Origin of the sequence: Pseudomonas sp. OA65, assembly GCF_017498305.1 — a bacterium.
Classification (GTDB): domain Bacteria; phylum Pseudomonadota; class Gammaproteobacteria; order Pseudomonadales; family Pseudomonadaceae; genus Aquipseudomonas; species Aquipseudomonas zanjanensis.
The window spans coordinates 51,562-70,362 of sequence record NZ_JAGDEZ010000018.1; the positions used below are offsets into that span (position 1 = coordinate 51,562).

General features: G+C 60.1%; 15 protein-coding genes and 1 tRNA gene. 5 read left to right on the plus strand and 11 right to left on the minus strand.

Annotated features, from left to right (window positions below; genetic code table 11):
* Positions 1–46: 46 nt before the first annotated feature.
* Together J3361_RS16825 and J3361_RS16830 are read right to left on the minus strand one after the other, a co-directional pair.
* Positions 47–841 (minus strand): carbon-nitrogen hydrolase family protein, encoded by a 795-nt coding sequence (locus J3361_RS16825; RefSeq protein ID WP_207965518.1) that lies wholly within the window; start codon positions 839–841, stop codon positions 47–49.
* A 12-nt stretch (positions 842–853) separates the two neighbouring features.
* Positions 854–2,536, minus strand: coding sequence for an NAD(P)/FAD-dependent oxidoreductase (locus J3361_RS16830; RefSeq protein WP_207965519.1), 1,683 nt, complete (start codon positions 2,534–2,536; stop codon positions 854–856).
* Between the two features lie 274 nt (positions 2,537–2,810).
* Here J3361_RS16830 and J3361_RS16835 point away from each other — a divergent pair, with 274 nt between their 5' ends.
* Together J3361_RS16835 and J3361_RS16840 are read left to right on the plus strand one after the other, a co-directional pair.
* Positions 2,811–3,149 carry a type II toxin-antitoxin system RelE/ParE family toxin gene (locus J3361_RS16835; protein ID WP_207965520.1) on the plus strand — a complete coding sequence of 113 codons (339 nt, stop codon included), beginning with the start codon at positions 2,811–2,813 and terminating at the stop codon, positions 3,147–3,149.
* Positions 3,150–3,168: 19 nt separating this feature from the next.
* Entirely contained in the window at positions 3,169–3,483 is a 315-nt protein-coding gene (locus J3361_RS16840; protein WP_207965521.1) for an XRE family transcriptional regulator, read from the plus strand.
* A 60-nt stretch (positions 3,484–3,543) separates the two neighbouring features.
* Here the strand turns inward: J3361_RS16840 and J3361_RS16845 are convergent, their stop codons facing one another.
* The 7 genes from J3361_RS16845 to rpsU form a co-directional block, all read right to left on the minus strand.
* The gene (locus tag J3361_RS16845; protein ID WP_207965522.1) at positions 3,544–4,005 is read right to left on the minus strand and encodes an Lrp/AsnC family transcriptional regulator; all 462 of its coding nucleotides are present in this window, start codon (positions 4,003–4,005) and stop codon (positions 3,544–3,546) included.
* 200 nt (positions 4,006–4,205) lie between these two features.
* Complete coding sequence (locus J3361_RS16850) at positions 4,206–5,636, minus strand: alanine/glycine:cation symporter family protein (RefSeq protein ID WP_207965523.1); 1,431 nt, start codon at positions 5,634–5,636, stop codon at positions 4,206–4,208.
* Positions 5,637–6,100: 464 nt separating this feature from the next.
* A tRNA-Ile gene (locus tag J3361_RS16855) sits at positions 6,101–6,177 on the minus strand.
* A gap of 15 nt (positions 6,178–6,192) precedes the next feature.
* On the minus strand, positions 6,193–9,936 hold the full coding sequence (locus tag J3361_RS16860; RefSeq protein ID WP_207965524.1) for an EAL domain-containing protein: 3,744 nt from the start codon (positions 9,934–9,936) through the stop codon (positions 6,193–6,195).
* Positions 9,937–10,063: 127 nt separating this feature from the next.
* A complete protein-coding gene (gene rpoD, locus J3361_RS16865; protein ID WP_057449625.1) occupies positions 10,064–11,911 on the minus strand; it encodes an RNA polymerase sigma factor RpoD in 1,848 nt (615 codons plus the stop codon).
* Positions 11,912–11,978: 67 nt separating this feature from the next.
* Positions 11,979–13,937 (minus strand): DNA primase, encoded by a 1,959-nt coding sequence (gene dnaG / locus J3361_RS16870; protein ID WP_207965525.1) that lies wholly within the window; start codon positions 13,935–13,937, stop codon positions 11,979–11,981.
* A 480-nt stretch (positions 13,938–14,417) separates the two neighbouring features.
* A complete protein-coding gene (gene rpsU / locus J3361_RS16875; RefSeq protein ID WP_002551877.1) occupies positions 14,418–14,633 on the minus strand; it encodes a 30S ribosomal protein S21 in 216 nt (71 codons plus the stop codon).
* A 199-nt stretch (positions 14,634–14,832) separates the two neighbouring features.
* On the opposite strand from rpsU, the gene tsaD reads away from it, so the two are divergent.
* On the plus strand, positions 14,833–15,858 hold the full coding sequence (gene tsaD, locus J3361_RS16880) for a tRNA (adenosine(37)-N6)-threonylcarbamoyltransferase complex transferase subunit TsaD (RefSeq protein WP_207965526.1): 1,026 nt from the start codon (positions 14,833–14,835) through the stop codon (positions 15,856–15,858).
* 8 nt (positions 15,859–15,866) lie between these two features.
* On the opposite strand, the gene plsY is transcribed toward tsaD, so the two are convergent.
* Positions 15,867–16,436 carry a glycerol-3-phosphate 1-O-acyltransferase PlsY gene (gene plsY / locus J3361_RS16885; protein ID WP_003206189.1) on the minus strand — a complete coding sequence of 190 codons (570 nt, stop codon included), beginning with the start codon at positions 16,434–16,436 and terminating at the stop codon, positions 15,867–15,869.
* A gap of 74 nt (positions 16,437–16,510) precedes the next feature.
* On the opposite strand from plsY, the gene folB reads away from it, so the two are divergent.
* Together folB and folK are read left to right on the plus strand one after the other, a co-directional pair.
* Entirely contained in the window at positions 16,511–16,864 is a 354-nt protein-coding gene (gene folB, locus J3361_RS16890; protein ID WP_207965527.1) for a dihydroneopterin aldolase, read from the plus strand.
* Positions 16,855–17,373: a 2-amino-4-hydroxy-6-hydroxymethyldihydropteridine diphosphokinase gene (gene folK / locus J3361_RS16895; RefSeq protein WP_207965528.1), complete on the plus strand. Its 519-nt coding sequence runs from the start codon at positions 16,855–16,857 to the stop codon at positions 17,371–17,373. Before folB ends, folK begins: the two co-directional genes overlap by 10 nt.
* A 151-nt stretch (positions 17,374–17,524) precedes the next feature.
* On the opposite strand, the gene J3361_RS16900 is transcribed toward folK, so the two are convergent.
* Positions 17,525–18,751, minus strand: coding sequence for a multifunctional CCA addition/repair protein (locus tag J3361_RS16900; RefSeq protein ID WP_207965529.1), 1,227 nt, complete (start codon positions 18,749–18,751; stop codon positions 17,525–17,527).
* Positions 18,752–18,801: the final 50 nt, after the last annotated feature.

Below are 18,801 nucleotides of genomic sequence, written 5' to 3' on the forward strand. Positions count from 1 at the left end.
AAGATGCGCCCATGCTAGCGGATCAGGGCCCTTTCTCAATCCTCAATCAGTGTTTGTGCAGGTCTTCGTAAAGCTCGGGACGGCGGTCGTGCAGGTAGTTGTAAGCCGTGCGGGAGTCGTCCATCAGTTGTCGATCCAGTTCAGCGACGATCAGGGCCTCGTCCAACCCCGCAAGCGCCGGTCGGCTGCCATTCGGTGCGGCGATGCTGCTTTGGCCGCAATACAGCAGTTCACCTTCGTGGCCGCAATAATTGGCGTAGGCCACGAAACATTGGTTTTCGATGGCCCGGGCACGGACGGTGACGTCGGCGATGAACTCGTAGGGTTGCATGTTGGCGGTCGGCACCAGGATCAGTTCGGCGCCGGCCAGGGCCAGGCGTCGGGCGTTCTCCGGGAACTCCAGGTCGTAGCAGATCAGCAGGCCGAGTTTCCAGCCGTTGAGCTCGACGATAGGCAGCGCTGAGTCGCCGGCGCTGAACATGGCGTGATCGAGGTCACCGAACAGGTGGCTCTTGCGGTAGTTGGCCAGGCGCTCGCCCTGGGCGTCGATCAACTGGACGGCGTTGTAGATCTGCCCGTCTTCGCTGCGTTCGGGGTAGCCATAGGCAATCGCCAGGCCGGCCGCCTTGGCTATGCGGCCGATCTGTTGCGCCCATTCGCCGTTGTAGACTTCGGCCAACACATTCACCGCGTCGACGCCGATGTTGTAGCCGGTCATGAACATCTCCGGCAGCACCAGCACATCGGCGCCCCTGGCCTCCAGCGCCACCTGATGCAGGCGTTGCAGGTTGCCGGCTGGATCCAGCGGCAGCGGTGGGCATTGGTAGAGGGCTACACGCATCAAAAACTCCTTTTATTCGGGCAGGGCGATCGGACCGATCTCATGGAACACATCACCTGGACCCGGGTTCTCGGCGTGAGTTTCGCCGCCGAAGTGCTTCATGATGCCCCACACGGCATTGAGTGAGGTCTGTACCGCGCCTTCGACCCAGGCAGGTGTCCATGAGACGTCATCGCCGGCGATAAAGATCCCGCGTTGTTCGGCCGGCATGTCGTCCTGCATGAAGTGCGCGTACATACGCTGGTTGTAGCGGTAGTGGCCGGGCAGGGCGCCCTTGAACGCGCCGAGGAAATGCGGGTCGGCCTCCCAGGACACGGTGATCGGATCGCCGATGATCCGCGCGGCGATATCGACCTTGGGGTAGATCTTCTTCAGGGCGTCGAGGGCCAGCTTCACGCGTTTCTCCACCGGGTGCGGGAGCATTTTCAGCGCGTCGCTCATCCAGGAATATGACAGGCAAATCACCCCAGGCTTGTCGTCGCCGTTGTCGAACAGGTAGGTGCCACGGGTCAGGCGGTCGGTCAGGGTCATGCTCATCAGGTCGCGGCCGGTTTCCGGGTCCTTGTCCTTCCAGAACGGCCGGTCGACCATCACGAATGTCTTGGACGATTGCATGTAGCGGGTGCGGTCCAGCGCCATCCACATTTTTTGCGAGAACAGCGCTTCTTCACATTCGATCTGAGTGGTCAGCAGCCAGCTCTGGCAGGTGACCAGCACGGCGGCGTACTCGCGGGTGTTTTCCCAGACGTCCGTCACGCTGAACCGGCCATCGGCCGCACGAGCAATGCGCTTCACGCCGCTGCGGGGGGCGCCCAGGTGCAGCGAATTCAGGCTGGTTCCTTCGGGCCAGTGCGCACAGCGTTCCGGCACATGGTTCCAGATGCCGTGGGGCACCTGCTCGACGCCGCCGACCACCAGGTGCTGGTGGTCGTCACAGTTGGTCATCACGACGCGGAAGATTTCCAGCATCGAATTGGGGAAATCCGAATCCCAGCCGCCTGTGCCGAAACCGACTTGGCCGAACACTTCGCGGTGCTGGAACGAGAGCTTGGCGAACGCCTTGGAGGTGGCGACAAAATCATAGAAAGTGCGGTCGTCCCAGAGGGGCACCAAGGTGTTCCACAGTTCCTTGAGGCGTGGCACGTCGCGGTCGCGGATCGCTTGCTGGATCTCGCTGAAGCGCGAACCATCTTCCAGCGCATCGGCCCAAGCGTCGGCGACTTCCTGGAACAGGGCAGGGAGGTCCGCCAGTTTCTGTGCGTAATAGGTCTGTCCTTCCAGATCGATGACCGTACTGCCGGAGGCCGGGGTCAGCGGGTTGGGGAAGGGCTTGGTCTCCAGGCCCAGCTTGTCGACGTAGTGGTAGAACGCCGTGGACGACACTGGAAAACGCATGCCGCCCAGCTCGGCGATCACCCCTTCGGCGCCGTTGAACGCCTGCGAGCGCAGGCGTCCGCCCATCTTCGACGCCTCGTAGACCACAGGTTTGAGGCCCAGCTTCATCAGCTCGTAGGCCGCCACCAGACCGGCGATTCCGGCACCGACAATTGCCACTTCCGTACCGTGGTTGTGGGCGGGAATGCTGCCCAGGCCAGCCGGATGTTCGATCCAGTCGTCAAAGGCGAAAGGAAAGTCCGGCCCGAAAATGGTGATGGGCTTCTTACCGTCTGCTGGGTGGCGATTGTTCTTGTTCATGGCTGACCTTGATGGGCGACTCGACGCGGCTTCGCGTCTGAGTATAGGAAAGATGCCAGCCATTCTAGGGAGGGTGGAACACGTTAATAAGACACAATATGTCGTCGTTTTGAGTACCTTTCAGTCATTTTGACCAATTGCTCAATCGTAATGACGAAACCAGTCCCACAGAAACTCTCCTTAACAATTGCTTGCGCGATCAACAGGAGCAGACACCTGACAAAACTCCTATGGTTATTCCCTTGAGGTTATATAACCTGGGTGGCATATTTATATGAAGTGGGACGTTGAATACACTGACGAATTCGAGATGTGGTGGAACCTTCTCAGTGAGTCGGAGCAAGACTCGGTACAGGTTTCGGTGATGCTGCTCGGCGATACAGGGCCGTATCTGGGCTTTCCTCACACCAGTGATATCAAAGGTTCGCGTCATGGCAATCTTCGTGAGTTACGAGTGCAACACGCAGGTAGGCCTTATCGTGTGCTCTATGCGTTTGATCCGCGCCGCTGCGCCATCCTGCTGATCGGAGGGAACAAAGCCGGTCAGGACCGTTGGTATCAGGATTATGTGCCTTTGGCCGAACGCCTCTATGACGAGCATTTGGAAATATAGAACAGAGAGGGCTTTGACAATGGCTAAGAAATTTTCTGACTTGATGGCGCGTCGTTCGCCTGACTCCCAGGCTAGGGCACAGGCTCTGTATCAGAAATTGCGTGCAGAAATGCCGTTGCACGAGTTGCGTCAGGCGCAGGAGCTGAGCCAGGAAGCCTTGGCCAAGGCACTGCATATCAACCAGGCGGCAGTCTCGAAAATGGAGCGCCGTACGGACATGTACATCAGCACATTGCGAAACTACATCCGGGCCATGGGCGGCGAATTGGAGATTATCGCGACCTTTCCGGAAGGGCAGGTCAGGATCGAAAACTTTGCCCATCAAACACCATAACTGGCGATGTTCCTCTGTGGGAGCGAGCAAGCTCGCTCTCACAGGTTAAGTTGCGCAGGGCTAGACCGGCTGGCCCCGATCGATCTTGCTGCTGAGGATAATCGAGGTGGTGGTTTTCTCGACACCGTCCACGCTGCCGATCTGGTCCAGTAACTGATCCAGTTGCTCCGGCGATTCCGTGCGCAGCCAGGCGACATAGTCGAACTCACCGCTGACCGCGCACAGTTGCTGGACCTGGGCCATGGCGCTCAAGCGTCGCAGCACGTCCTTGCCGGAGCGCGGTTGGACCTTGATGCCGACGTAAGCCTGCAAGCCGCCGTCAATCACCCGTTGGCCCAGGCGCACGCCGTAGCCGGTAATCACTTTGGTCTTTTCCAGGCGCGCCAGCCGCGAAGTCACGGTCGTGCGGGCGATGCCCAATTGCCGGGCCAGCATTGCGACGCTTTCCCGGGCGTTGATTTGCAGCGCCGCGATCAGTTGCCGGTCGATTTCGTCGAGGATGGGGGGGCGGGTGTCAGACAAGAGGGGCTCCGGCGTGGATATCGGTGGTAGGCATGTTACAGGCTTGCATGCCTTTGCCACCTACTCCAGTCGGATGCGATCGGGAAATGCGTGCCGCCATGACCTTGGTCATGGCGGCAGTATCCGCAGATTTGACGATGCGGGGATTAGCCCGTTTCAAATGTGGCCGCAGCCCAGTCCAGGCGGCGACCGGGCCAGGATCATTTCCAGCGATCGGTATCCCATGCCTTGCGGTCGAGATCGAGGTCGGGGAATTTTGCAGGATCGAAGACTGGCCTTGCCACACCGGCTTTCAACTGCGCGCGGAAGTCGTTGATCACCCGTATTGCAGTCGGGAAAAGCATCAGAATCGCAATCAGGTTCACAAGTGCCAGAATGCCCATCATCGGGTCTGAGAAGAAGAAGACCGATGTGGCGTTGGGGGCTGCGGCGCCGAGGAAAATCAAGCCCAAGATCAACACGCGCAGCACCAGCAGCGCTGGTTTCGATTTGGTGATGGCCGCCAGTGCGTTCTCGCCCAGATAGACGTTATAGATGATGGACGAGAAGGCGAAGAGCAGGATCGCCATCGATAGCGCGTAGCGTGACCATTCACCGAAATGGCTGGCCAGTGACTGCTGTGTCAGTACGACACCATCGACACCTGTTGCTCCGGCAACGTAGACATCACCCAGCAGGATGATGAACGCGGTGCACGAGCAAATCACGATCGTGTCGATAAAGACCGAGAACGATTGGGTGATGCCCTGGCTGACCGGGTGATGTACCAGCGCGGTCGCTGCGACGTTCGGCGCCGAACCTAGCCCCGCCTCGTTTGAGAACAGCCCGCGGCGCAAGCCTTGCGCAATCGCCGCCCCCATGCCACCGGCGATAGCTTCTTCATAGCCGAAGGCGCCCGAGACGATGCGTACGAAGAGCGCCGGAATTTCACCGATGTTCATCACGATGACGATCAGGGCAAGCGCCAAGTAACCCAGCGCCATGAAGGGGACCACGACATCGGCCGCCTTGGCGATGCGCTTGATTCCACCAAAGATCACGAACCCGGTGACAACGACCAGCAGCGCTCCGGTCACAAAGCGGCTGATCCCGAACGAATCCAGCATTGCGCCCGCAACAGTGTTGCCTTGGAAGGCGTTGAAGCCAAGGCCGAAGGCCGACAGCAGGCAGACGGCATAAACTATCGCAAGCCAGTTGTAGTTCGACCCGAGGCCATGCCGGATATAGTCGGCTGGGCCGCCACGGAAGGAATGTTCACCGTCGGTGCGCTTATAAATCTGGGCAAGCGTACATTCGACGAGACTGGTCGCCATGCCGATGAGCGCGATGCACCACATCCAGAAAACAGCTCCGGGCCCACCGAGAGTAATCGCGACGGCTACACCGGCAATGTTTCCGCCGCCCACGCGACCGCCCACAGATACGAGTAACGCTTGGCGTGCGCTGAGGTTGTTAGGGTCGCTGTTCTGGTTCTTCCCTGAAAGTACGCGGAACATCCGGCCAAAGAATTGGAATTGGACGAAGCCCGACATAATTGTGATGAACACCCCGAAGACTACGAGAATGGGTATGAGCGACCACCCCCACGTGAGGCTGTCGACATACCCAAACAGCGTTTGCAGGAATTCCATCTGTTTCTCCTATTTTTTCTTATTATCGGCGGTGCCGCTCTCTTGAGCGTCCCGCGATCAGTTATGACTGGCTTTACATCCGATTCTCTTCTTCGGACGGTTTCGATGCCGCCGATCGTTTCCGATCCGAAAACCCGCAAACATGGCACCGTCGAGTTGTTCGAGGGCAACACCGGCCTTTATCGCTGGCAGTGGCCGGGCCCTGGCGCGCGCACTTTACTACAGAGTGGTAAATTTGGGCCCTGATTGTTATGCGCGATCCATCTCAGGGGCTCTCCTGTGCACATGAGGGCTACTGCTATTTTTTCCGGGTGTCGGTATCGGTGACATTGAATATAGCTGGTTGTGGATGCATGACAGGAAGGATGCCCTCATCGCGAAGCAACTTGGCTCACCCCTCTGGCAACGGCGCCCAGTCTTGCCGCTCAAAAACGCAAAAGCCGCGCAATGCGCGGCTTTCAATTTGGTGGGCCCACACGGACTCGAACCGTGGACCAAAGGATTATGAGTCCTCTGCTCTAACCAACTGAGCTATAGGCCCTCAGTAGGCCGCGGATTATAGCGACGGTTTCTCGGCTGTGCTATCCGAAAAATCCGATACGGACACACATAGAAACGTTGCGGCGAACTCCTCGGCGCACAGGGGCAGGCTGACGATGTAGCCCTGGATCTGTTCGCAGCCCTCTTCGGTCAGGAATTGCTGCTGGGCCAGGGTTTCGACGCCCTCGGCGATGATGGTGAATTGCATACTGCGGCCCAAGGCGATGATTGCCCGCACGATGGCCACGTCGTGGGGGTCGTCGGGCAGGCCGCGGACGAAGGACTGGTCGATCTTGAGGATGTCCAGTGGCAGGCGCTTGAGGTAACTCAGGGAGGAATAGCCCGTGCCGAAGTCGTCGATGGCCAGTTGCACGCCGAGTTTCTTCAGTTGGTGCAGCACCGTCAGGGCCTCTTCGGCCTGGCTCATGATGAAGTTTTCGGTAATTTCCAGTTGCAATAAGTCGGGCTTGAGTTGGTGTTCGCGCAGCAGTTGTTCGATACGTCCCAGCAAGTTGGGTTGACGCAGTTGGGCGCCGGCCAGGTTGACCGACAGTGGGCCCAGGCTTTCGTAGGTGCTGTTCCATTCGCACAGTTGCCGGCAGGCACGTTCCAGAACCCAGTCGCCAATTTGCAGGATCATGCCGTTCTCTTCCGCCAACGGGATGAAGTGTTCGGGCGGGACGTCGCCAAATGTCGGGTGATACCAGCGAATCAGTGCCTCGGCGCCTACCAATCGATTGTCGACGAGGTTGATTTTCGGTTGGAAGGACAGTGACAGCTCGTTGCGTTCAATCGCTCGGCGCAGCTCGTGTTCCAAGGCCACGCGCTCGCTGGCCTGGGCGGTGAGATCACGGGTGTATTTCTCCACGCGGTTGCGCCCCTTGGCCTTGGAGCGGTACATCGCAGCGTCGGCATTCTTGACCAGCGTGGCGACGTCGCAGCCATCCTGCGGATAGAGGCTGGTGCCGATGCTGGCGCTGATGAAGAACTCGTGCTCGCCGGCCTGGAAGGGTGCGGTAAAGCAATTCAACAGTTTCTGGGCGATGTGCTCGGCATCGCTGGGTTGTTGCAGGCCAGGCAGCAGGATGATGAACTCATCACCGCCCAGGCGCGCCACGGTGTCGATGTCGCGCAACTGCTCGCGCAAGCGCACGGCGATGCCCTTGAGCAGCAGGTCGCCGACCGGGTGTCCGAGGCTGTCATTGATGTGCTTGAAGCGGTCCAGGTCCAGGAACAGCACGGCACCCTGGCCGCCGTTTTCTTGCTGGCTGTTGAGGGCCGCCAGCAAGCGGCTTTCGAACAGCGTTCGATTGGGCAGGCCCGTCAGCGGGTCGTGGTGAGCCTGGTAATCGAGCCGGGCCTGGGCGTGTTTGAGGCTGGAGATGTCAGCGAAAACCGCGACGAAATGGGTGATCTGTCGGTCCCGATTGCGCACCGCGCTGATAGTCAGCCAGCTGGGGTATAGCTCACCGTTCTTGCGCCGATTGGAGATCTCTCCCTGCCAATGCCCCTCCGCCGTCAACTGATGCCACATCGCGGCGTAAAACGCGCTGTCATGCAGGCCGGAAGCCAGCAGCCGAGGTGTATGGCCCAGGGCTTCGGTTTCGCTGTAGCCGGTGATTTCGGTGAAGGCTCGGTTCACGGCGCTGATGTGTTGTTGGGTATCGGTGATCAGCACGCCTTCGGCAGTGCTTTCGAACACGGTGGCGGCCTGTTGCAGTTTTTCCTGCATCAGGTGGCGTTCGGTAATGTCCCGGGCGATGGTCAACATGCAGTCTTCGTCGCCGATGGGCAGCGGCCGGCTGGACACTTCGCAGAGCCGTATCTGCCCATCGTTGCGACGGATATGGCAGCTGAAATCCCTGACAAAGCCGTCCCGTTTCAGCAGGTCGAGCATCTGTTTGCGCTCGTTGAGATTGACCCAGATGCCCAGGTCCAGGGTGGAGCGGTCCACCGACAGGGCGCTGTTGAAACCGGTAATGCGGCTGAAGCCTTCGTTGACCTCAATCAGCAAGCCGTCGCTTTGCCGGGAGAGCAGCAGACCATCGGGCGAGGCGTGGAACGCCTTGGCGAACTTCTCTTCGGATGTCTGCAATTGCTGCTGGGTTTCCTTGAGCTGGCTGATGTCCCGCACCACCACGACCAGGGCGGGAGTCGTGTCGAGGTCGAAGGGCTCGGCGGAGATCAGCCCGGTGAACACCTGGCCATTACTGCGGCGAAAGGGCATTTCCAGGTTGCGAATGCTGCCGGCCTGCAAACGTTGCAACAGGCCCGGCCCCACACCCTGGATGCCCCAGATATTCAGTGCGGTTGCGCTACGCCCTATCACGTCTGCGGCACTCAAGCCGATCTGCTCTTCGAAGGCCTTGTTGACCTCCAGCAGGCAGCCGTCAAACAGCCGTGCAATCACCAGGATGTCCGGGCACTGGCGGAATACCGAGGCAAATTTCTGCTCTGAAAGGCGCAGTGCCTCCTCTGTGCGCTTGGCTTCACTGATATCGATCATCAGCCCGCGCATCAGCGGTTCGTGCCCGTGTTCGATCAGGCTGACAATGTCGCGCACCCACAGGCAGCGGCCATCAGCCGTGATCACTCGGTAATCGATGCAGTGGTCGCGCCCCGCCAACACTTCGTGATCACAGTAGCTCTGGGCGCGGATCAGGTCGGCCGGGTGAATGATGTTGCGCCAGAAACCTGGAACCAGCCAATGGGAGAGGGGATAGCCCAACAGGTCTTCGGCGTGGGGCGACACGTAGCTGTAGGTGAAATCGCTGACCCTTGCCTCCCAGGCAATGGCCGACAGGCTCTCCACCAACCCACGGTAATGGTATTCGCTGCTGCGCAGCTCCTGCTCAAGCTCGACCCGTCGGGCGATTTCCGAACTGAGCCGGCGGTTGATGCGAATCACCACCGCCAATATGCCGACCAGGAGCAGCAGCGCCGGCAGGCCGTAAAGCAACAAGTCCGACCAGAGCTGGCGGTAGTCGTGCACATTGCCGACCCATTTCTGCTGGATCTCGGCGACCTCGGCCGCGCTCATGTCCGCAATGACCTTATCCAGGATACTGACCAATATCTTGTTGTCTCGAGGGACGGCCATTGCTAGCTGGTAGCGATAGGGCGTTTCGCCGCTGACATAAAGGCCTTCGAGCTTGAGTTGGCGCAGGCTCCAGACGCTGGACGCCAGGTCGCCCACTACCGCATCCACTTCGTCGGTCGCCAGGGCTTGCAGGGCTGAGCTGACGTTGGGCAGTGCCACCAGGTTCAGGTCCGGATGATGGTTACGTAGCAATTCATGGGGGGCATAGTTCTCCACCACGGCGATCTTCAGCCCGTACAGTTCCTTGAGATTGTGAGGCCGGGCGCCACCGTGATGAGCCAGGATGACAATGGGGAAGTCCAGGTAGGGGCGAGTAAATGCCAGGTAGTTCTGGCGCTCCGGGGTGGACATGATGCCTGGCAAAAGATCGATCTCGCCTCGTGCGACCTGCTCCAGCACGGCCGTCCAGCTGACCGGCTCGATAGGGGTGAGCTTGACGGCCAGTCGCTCACGGATGATCTCGATGTAATCGGCGGCCAGGCCCTGATAACGGCCTTGGTCGTCGCGAAACTCAAACGGCGGCCATGAGGCGTCGACACCCAGGCGCAGGTCGGGGTGGTCCTTGAGCCAGCGGAGCTCCTCGTCGGTGAGCGTCAACGCGCCAGCTGTTGCGGTCCAGGTCATCAATGACAGCAAAAGCGCGGCCGTCAGTCTGGGCATCACTGTCTCGTCATGGCTTGGTGAGGATGATTCGAGTGTAGACGGGCAACAGGCTGGTGAGGAGCGTAACGAAGGGGATTTTATCTGTGCATAACAAAACCCCCGGCAGGGCCGGGGGTTTTGAAGGTCACTCGTCGAGGAAGGAGCGCAGATGCTCGCTTCGCGTCGGGTGGCGCAGTTTACGCAACGCCTTGGCTTCGATCTGGCGAATCCGCTCACGGGTCACATCGAACTGCTTACCGACTTCCTCAAGGGTGTGGTCGGTATTCATGTCGATGCCGAAGCGCATGCGCAGTACCTTGGCTTCACGGGCAGTGAGGCCGGAGAGCACTTCGCGAGTCGCTTCCTTGAGACTCTCAACCGTGGCGACATCGATCGGAGACTGCATGGTGGAGTCTTCGATGAAGTCACCCAGATGGGAGTCTTCGTCATCACCGATCGGGGTTTCCATGGAGATCGGCTCTTTGGCTATCTTCAATACCTTGCGGATCTTGTCCTCAGGCATTTCCATGCGTTCGCCCAGCTCTTCCGGCGTCGGTTCGCGACCCATTTCCTGCAACATCTGCCGGGAAATGCGGTTGAGCTTGTTGATCGTCTCGATCATGTGCACCGGGATACGGATGGTGCGGGCCTGGTCGGCGATCGAGCGAGTGATCGCCTGACGGATCCACCAGGTGGCATAGGTCGAGAACTTGTAGCCGCGACGGTATTCGAACTTGTCCACCGCCTTCATCAGGCCGATGTTGCCTTCCTGGATCAGGTCGAGGAATTGCAGGCCGCGGTTGGTGTACTTCTTGGCGATGGAGATCACCAGACGCAAGTTCGCTTCGACCATCTCTTTCTTCGCGCGACGGGCCTTGGCCTCGCCGATCGACATGCGACGGTTGATGTCCTTGATCTCGGCAATGCTCAGGCCGGTCTCGGCCTCCAGCGCGCTCAGCTTCTGCTGGCAACGAACGATGTCCGGCTGCAGGCGGGCAATGGCTTCGGCGTATTTGCTCTTGCCCTTGGCCAGTGCATCGGTCCAGCTTTCGTCGACTTCGTTGCCTGGGAACTGGCGCAGGAAATCGGCGCGCGGCATGCGGGCATCACGCACGCAAAGCTGCATGATCGCGCGCTCTTGCTGACGCAAGCGATCCAAGGCACTGCGAACACGCTCGACCAGGCCTTCGAATTGCTTCGGCACCAGTTTGATCGGCATGAACAGCTCGGCCAGTGCCAACAGCTCGGCAATCGCCTGCTTGTTGTTGCGACCGTGCTTCTTCAGCGCCTTGCGGGTGATCTCCATCTGGTCGGCCACGGCGCCGAAACGCTGTGCGGCGATGACCGGATCCGGACCGCTTTCGGCTTCTTCCTCGTCGTCGCTCGCTTCGGCGTCGTCATCATCGGTGTCGTCGTCGGCCTTGACGGCTTTCGCGTCGATCGGTGGCGGCACTTCGGCGGCAGGCGGCGCGATGCCGTCGTCCGGATCGATATAGCCGCTCAAGACGTCGGACAGGCGGCCACCTTCGGTGGTGACGCGGGTGTATTCGGAGAGAATATGGTCAACCGTGCCAGGGAAGTGCGCGATTGCGCCCATCACTTCACGAATGCCTTCTTCAATACGCTTGGCGATTTCGATTTCGCCTTCACGTGTGAGGAGCTCTACCGTACCCATTTCACGCATGTACATGCGCACGGGGTCCGTGGTGCGACCAATGTCGGTCTCGACCGCTGCCAACGCTGCGGCCGCTTCTTCAGCGGCCGCCTCGTCGGTATCGGCGTCGGCCAGCATAAGGGCATCCTTATCTGGAGCAACCTCGAATACGTTGATCCCCATGTCGTTGATCATGCGGATGATGTCTTCCACCTGTTCCGGATCTGAAATATCCTCCGGCAGGTGGTCGTTGACCTCCGCGTAAGTCAGGTAGCCCTGCTCACGACCCAATAGGATCAACTCTTTGATACGAGACTGCTGTTGCGCTTTTCCGGACATAACACCCTATCCACTGAAGGTCTTGGCGGGCAAAAAACAAGCCGAGGATTATACCTGAGCTGTGACCTCACGCGCCAGTTGAGGTCGGGTTTGATGCGCAAACATTGCGGCTGAGTAAGTCGCGCAATTGGTTTTTCTCTTCGCTGGTCAACTCGCTCTGGCGAGCTTTTCGCAGAAGTTGTTCCAGGTTTCGCTCGCGTTGGCGGGCGGACAAGCTAGTAATGGTGTCGAAAAACTGTTGTTCAAGGTTGTCTCCCTCAATCAGCCATTCCTTCTCGGCCAGGGCCTTCAAGAGGCGTCCCTGCTCGGTCCCGTGCCACCGTGCGATCAACTGGAAAGAGTTTAGCTTGGGGTTCTTCTGCACGGCTTCAAGGAGGGCCACCAGCAATTGTGTATTGCTGTGGTCCTCGGCGGCGAAGTGCCCGGCGTCCTCGACTTTTTCCGCCAGTTGCGGGTGATGCAGCAAGGTGCGCAGGGCGGCCAGTGTTGGTGGTTCGACGGCGGCCGGCACGCGCGGGGCACGTGGTTGGTCGCGATCGCCGCGCTTGCCGTTCTTGTCCCAGGGTTTCTTGTCCCATTTCTTGCCGCCACTGCCGGGTTTTTTTGGCGTCCATTCCTGTTGCGGCGCGTAGTCCTGCTGGGGTTGATGATAGTCGGCGAAGTCCGGTATCGCGTCGTAATCGATGCCCGGGTCATACGCCGGCGGCGCCTCCTGGGGGGCGCTGTGCACCAATTGATTGACCGCTTCGCTGTTCAGGCCGGTGATCTCGGTCAGACGCTGGCGCATGAGGGTGCGCAGGTTGGCGCCAGGCACTTTGTCGATCAGTGGTGCCGCGAGGGTGGCCATGTGGGCCTTGCCTTCGAGGGAGCGTGGGTCGGCTTCTTCGGTCAACTGTTGGAAAAAATAGTCGGCCAACGGTTGTGCGTGTTGGTTGATCCGCGCACGGAACGCGTCGGTACCTTCGGAGCGCACCAGGGTGTCCGGGTCCTCGCCCTCGGGCAGGAACAGGAAGCGTGCCCGGCGCCCATCCTGCAGGCACGGCAAGGTGGCTTCCAGCGCGCGCCAGGCGGCGTTGCGGCCGGCCTGGTCGCCGTCGAAGCAGAACAGTACGTTGGGCACGACGCGAAACAGGCGCTTCATGTGTTCTTCGCTGGTGGCCGTGCCCAGGGTCGCGACGGCGTTGCGCAAGCCTTGCTGGGCCAGGGCAATCACGTCCATGTAGCCTTCAACGACGATGATTTCGTCGAGGTTGCGGTTGTTCTTGCGCGCTTCGTACAGGCCGTAGAGTTCCTGGCCCTTATGGAACACCGGGGTTTCCGGAGAGTTCAGGTATTTCGGCTTGTCGTCGCCCAGTACCCGGCCACCAAAAGCGATGATCCGCCCGCGTGTGTCGCGGATCGGAAACATGACCCGGTCGCGGAAGCGGTCGTAGCGCTTGCCGGTTTCGGCGTTTTCGATCAGCAAGCCGGCGTCGATCATGGCGCGCTGCTGCAGCGTGTCGCTGCTTAAATGCTTGTACAGGTTGTCCCAGCCGGGCGGGGCGAAGCCGAGGCCGAAGTCCCGGGCGATTTCCCCCGTCAGGCCGCGGCCCTTGAGATAATCCACCGCGGCCTTGCGCGCCGGATGGCTTTTGAGGGCCTGGCGATAGAAATCGGCCGCCGCCGTCAGTAGCGGGTAGAGCGGTGAGTCGGTCGGTTGGCGCGGCTTGTGTTGTCGACCGCTTTCCTCCCGGGGAATTTCCATGCCCGCGGCTTTGGCCAGTTCTTCGACGGCCTGGGGAAAGTCCAGGTTGTCGTGGTCCATGATGAAGCCGAGGGCGTTGCCGCCCGCACCGCAACCAAAGCAATAGTAGAACTGCTTGTCGGGGCTGACGCTGAAAGAGGGGGTTTTTTCTTTGTGAAACGGGCAGCAGGCCGTGTAGTTCTTGCCTGCTTTCTTCATTTGCAGGCGAGAGCTGACCACGTCGACGATGTCGGTGCGGTTCAGGAGGTCGTCAATAAAGCTCTGGGGAATCAGCCCGGCCATGGCGTTCTCATCATCACTGCGCGAAATAGGGGCCCGAAATCGGCAGGCGTAACCGGGTCTGGGTTTGAGGCACGCTGAATCGGTGGCTCGACCGGGTCGTCTGCATCATCGCTGTCGGGAAGTGTATCTGCCGATAATCCACTGACGTTAATAACTATCAGTATTCGACTGTTTGAATGTGTTGCGCTGAGTCCGGTAACGGCCGTTCAGGCCTCGGATAGCTCATGAAGCGGACACGCAGGCAGGTGCCTTGGGCTGATCGTCGTTAGAGGAATCAGGGTGTGCTCGTCGGTAGCCTTGGAAGGCTCGTCAGGAAAGACGTGCACCGCTGGCAAAAGAGCCAGGTCTGACGCGGTGAAGCAGGTTGTCTTGGTCGCGTCTGCGGCTTCGACGGTGAAGCAATCAAGCGTTATTCCGCAAATGCCATAAGCCCGGCTTGAAGGCCGGGCTTGGCAGAAGCTTGCTACGGACGTCTGTGTATTAGTACAGACGTACGGCGCGGCGCTGTTCGCGCTGAACTTTCTTGGCGTGACGCTTAACAGCGGCTGCTGCCTTGCGCTTACGCTCAGAAGTCGGCTTCTCGTAGAATTCGCGGCTACGAACTTCAGCCAGAACACCGGCTTTTTCGCAGGAGCGCTTGAAACGACGCAGAGCTACGTCGAAGGGTTCGTTCTCTTTTACTTTGACGGCTGGCATCCAGAGCTACCTTCATTCATTACCGGGGTCAACATCCTCGCGGCAAAAGAGCACTTGAAGACGTCGGTTTTTAAGGGTTGCGGATGTTAACCCCTCATCGCTCGGAATGCAAAGCCTCTGATCGAAAACCGCTGGTCGGGGCACAACGCGGCGACTATTATGCGCGCCTTCGAATTCAGCCTCTACAAGGCGCAAACCCATGCTAGTACTGGGATTAGAAACCTCCTGCGACGAAACCGGTGTCGCACTTTACGACAGTGAACGCGGCTTGCTGGCCGACGCGCTGTTCAGCCAGATCGACCTGCATCGCGCCTACGGCGGGGTGGTGCCCGAGCTTGCCTCCCGCGATCACGTCAAACGCATGCTGCCCTTGATCCGCCAGGTGCTGGCCGAGGCCGGCTGTGTGCCGACCGAGATCGACGGCATCGCCTACACCGCCGGCCCGGGCCTGGTAGGCGCGTTGCTGGTGGGCGCTTCCTGTGCCCAGGCGCTGGCTTTCGCCTGGGGTATTCCAGCCTTGGGCGTGCATCACATGGAAGGCCATTTGCTGGCGCCGATGCTGGAGTCGCAACCACCAGAATTCCCGTTCGTCGCTTTGTTGGTTTCGGGTGGCCATACGCAGCTCATCCGAGTCGATGGAATCGGCCAATACGAGCTGCTCGGCGAAACCCTCGACGATGCCGCCGGCGAAGCGTTCGACAAAACCGCAAAAATGATGGGACTCAATTATCCAGGCGGACCGGAAATTTCCCGGATGGCGACGCAAGGGGTCGAGGGGCGTTTCGTGTTCCCGCGACCGATGTGCGACCGTCCCGGCCTGGATTTCAGTTTCAGTGGGCTGAAGACCTTCGCCCTGAACACCTGGCAGCAGTGCGTCAGCGCCGGGGACGACAGTGAACAAGCCCGTTGCGACATCTCACTGGCGTTCCAGCAGGCCGTGGTGGAGACTTTGACCATCAAGTGCAAGCGTGCCCTGAAGCAGGCCGGACTCAAGCGCCTGGTGATCGCCGGCGGCGTGAGTGCGAACAAGGCCTTGCGGACATCGCTGGAGAAAATGCTCGGCGACATGAAGGGCGACGTTTACTACGCCCGAGCGGAGTTCTGCACAGATAACGGCGCGATGATCGCCTTTGCCGGTTGCCAGCGTTTGCAGGCCGGCCAGCAGGAAAGCCTGGCGATCAGCGTGCAGGCGCGCTGGCCCATGGAGCAGTTGGCACCCTTGTGAAACGTTATTTAAAAATGCCGTTCGCGCCCGGCGAACAGGTCGCGTAGATTGCCGCGGTGGCGCCAGACGATCAGTGCCACCAGTGCGGTCATCGGCAGCAAGGCCGCCGGTTCCTGCCAGGCCAGCAATGGCAGGGTCAGCGGTGTGGCGATCAGCGCGGCCAGGGAACTGGTGCGGGTCAGGTAGAACGTCAGCAGCCAGGCGCAGACAGCCAGCAGGGCGGCGGGCGGGTACAGGCCCAGCAGCATGCCGGCGGCGGTGGCGACACCCTTGCCGCCACGAAAGCGAAAGTACAGCGGGAATAGATGGCCGATGACGGCACAGACGCCGATCCAGGCCTGTTGCTGCAACGAAAGCCCTGCAAGGCTGGCGATCAATACCGGGACAAGGCCTTTGCAGAGGTCGCCCAGCAGGGTCAGGATGGCGAGTTTGCGTCCTGCCAGGCGCAGCATGTTGGTGGCGCCGGCATTGCCCGAGCCACTCATTCGCGGATCCGGGCGACCGGTCAGGCGGCTGAGCAAAATGGCGAAGGACAGCGAGCCGAGCAGGTAGGCGAGAATCGCCAGTAACCAAAACATGCTAACTATTCCGGGCGAGGACGCCCTGATTCTAACGGGGCATCGCGCCCTTGTCGTGCTGCGGAGAAGAGTGCTTGGACAGAGTGTTTATCGAGGGCCTGGAAGTCGACACGGTAATCGGTGCCTACGACTGGGAGCGAGGCATCCGACAGTGCCTGCGGCTTGACCTGAGCTTTGCCTGGGACAACCGCCCGGCCGCCGCAGGCGACGACCTGACCCTGGCGCTCGACTACGCCAGCGTTTCTTCGCGAATCCAGGTGTTTGCCGAGCAAGCGCAGTTCCAGTTGGTCGAGACCTTTGCCGAACGGCTGGCCCAGGCACTCATGGACGAGTTCAAGATCACCTGGCTGCGTCTGAAAGTGACCAAGCCAGGCGCCGTACCGGCGGCCAGCGGCGTTGGCGTGGAGATCGAGCGCGGATGTCGCTGACTCAGGTTTTTCTCGGGCTCGGCAGTAATATCGAGCGCGAAACCCATCTGCGCGCCGGCCTTGAGGCCTTGGCGGGCTTCCTGGTGGATATGCGCTGTTCGGCCGTGTTCGAGAGCCAGCCGGTGGGTATCAAGAGCGGGCCGTTCTTCAATTTTGTCGTCTCGGCCTTCACGGATCTGCCGCTGATGGAATTAGACCGTCGCCTCAAGTTCATCGAGGCGGACAACGGTCGCTATGCGCCTGACCGCAAAGGGTTGCCACTGGATATCGACGTGCTCTTGTACGGCGAACAGGTCGGCAACTTCGACGGGTTGATCCTGCCGCGCGCGGAAATTCTCAAGAACGCCTTCGTCCTGTGGCCTTTGTCGCTGATGGCGCCGGATCGGATTCATCCGGGTGTAGGCAAAAGCTTTGCCACGTTGTGGGAAGAAGCGCAGATCGACCAGGTGCTGGCACCGGTGGCTTTTGAATGGCGAGGCCAGCCGCTTACGCCGTCGAATCTGTTGTGAGACGGTTGCCGCTATCGCGAGCAGGCTCGCTCCCACAGTGGATCTCGGTTGAACACAGGATATGTGCACGCTGAAATCCTGATGTGGGAGCGAGCCTGCTCGCGATGGCGGTTGTACATTCAGCAGAAATATCAGTTGATACAAACTCCCGTCAGCTCGCCGCTTCCTTGTAGGCCTTCAACACCCTGAGACGCTCACGCTTGATCGCCTCTCCCAGCTCCGGTCCCTTGAAACCCTTCTCCAGCAAAGGCTGCACCGCTACCGCGCGGGCCGCTGCCGCTGCGCCTCGCAGATAATCAGCCTGTGGATAACTCCGTTCTTCAAGCCCTTTGCGTCCTCGCGCATCCATCTCACAGGCTGCGATGAACTCCTCGAAGCGCTGAGGTCGACGGTACACATCGAAACTCTGCAGCAGCTCAAGCAAAGTAGACGCCTTCAGTTCAAGCGCGCGATGGCCATGGGTGTGGTATTGGCCGACCAACAACGCCAGCTCCTGACAGTCGCGGGGCGCCTTGAAGCGCTCGCTGACGGCCTTGATCAGCTTCAAGCCCTTGTGCTCATGGGCGATGTGACGCGGCCATTCGTCCTGGGGCGTCAGGCCTTTGCCCAGGTCGTGAAGCAGGCAGGCCCAGCGGACCGTGAGCGGTTGTTGATGCAGTGCCGCCTGCTCCAGCACGCTCAAGGTGTGAACGCCGGTATCGATTTCCGGGTGGTGGGCTTCAGGCTGGGGCACGCCAAACAGCGCATCGACCTCGGGCATCAGGACCTTGAGGGCCGTGCAGTCGCGCAAGACCTGGATGAATACCTGTGGCTGGTTTTCCATGAGGGCGCGGGAAATTTCTTTCCAACTGCGCTCGGCCGTCAATGCCTCCAGTTCGCCGGACTCGCTGAGCTGGCGCATCAGTTCAAGGGTCTCGTCCGCCACCTTGAAACCCTGCGGCGCATAACGTGCAGCAAAGCGGGCAACCCGCAGGACTCGGAGCGGATCTTCGGCGAAAGCGGGGGAAACGTGGCGCAGTACCCGAGCTTCCAGATCGCGCTGGCCGTGGTACGGATCGGTCAGGTTGCCATGGTCATCTTCAGCCATGGCATTGATGGTCAAGTCCCGGCGAACCAGATCCTCTTCCAAGGTCACTTCGGGGCTGGCATGGAACACGAAGCCGCCATAGCCGCGGCCGCTCTTGCGTTCAGTGCGGGCGAGGGCATATTCCTCGCCAGTCTTCGGGTCGAGAAATACCGGAAAATCGGCCCCCACAGGGCGAAAACCCTTGGCGAGCATCTCCTCGGCAGTCGCCCCCACCACGACTCGATCGACGTCGGTGACGGGAATGCCCAGCAGGCGATCGCGAACGGCGCCGCCAACTTTATAGATCTGCATAAAAAACCTCCGTTGGTCCGACAGGATAACCTTTGCGTCGGACCTCTGGA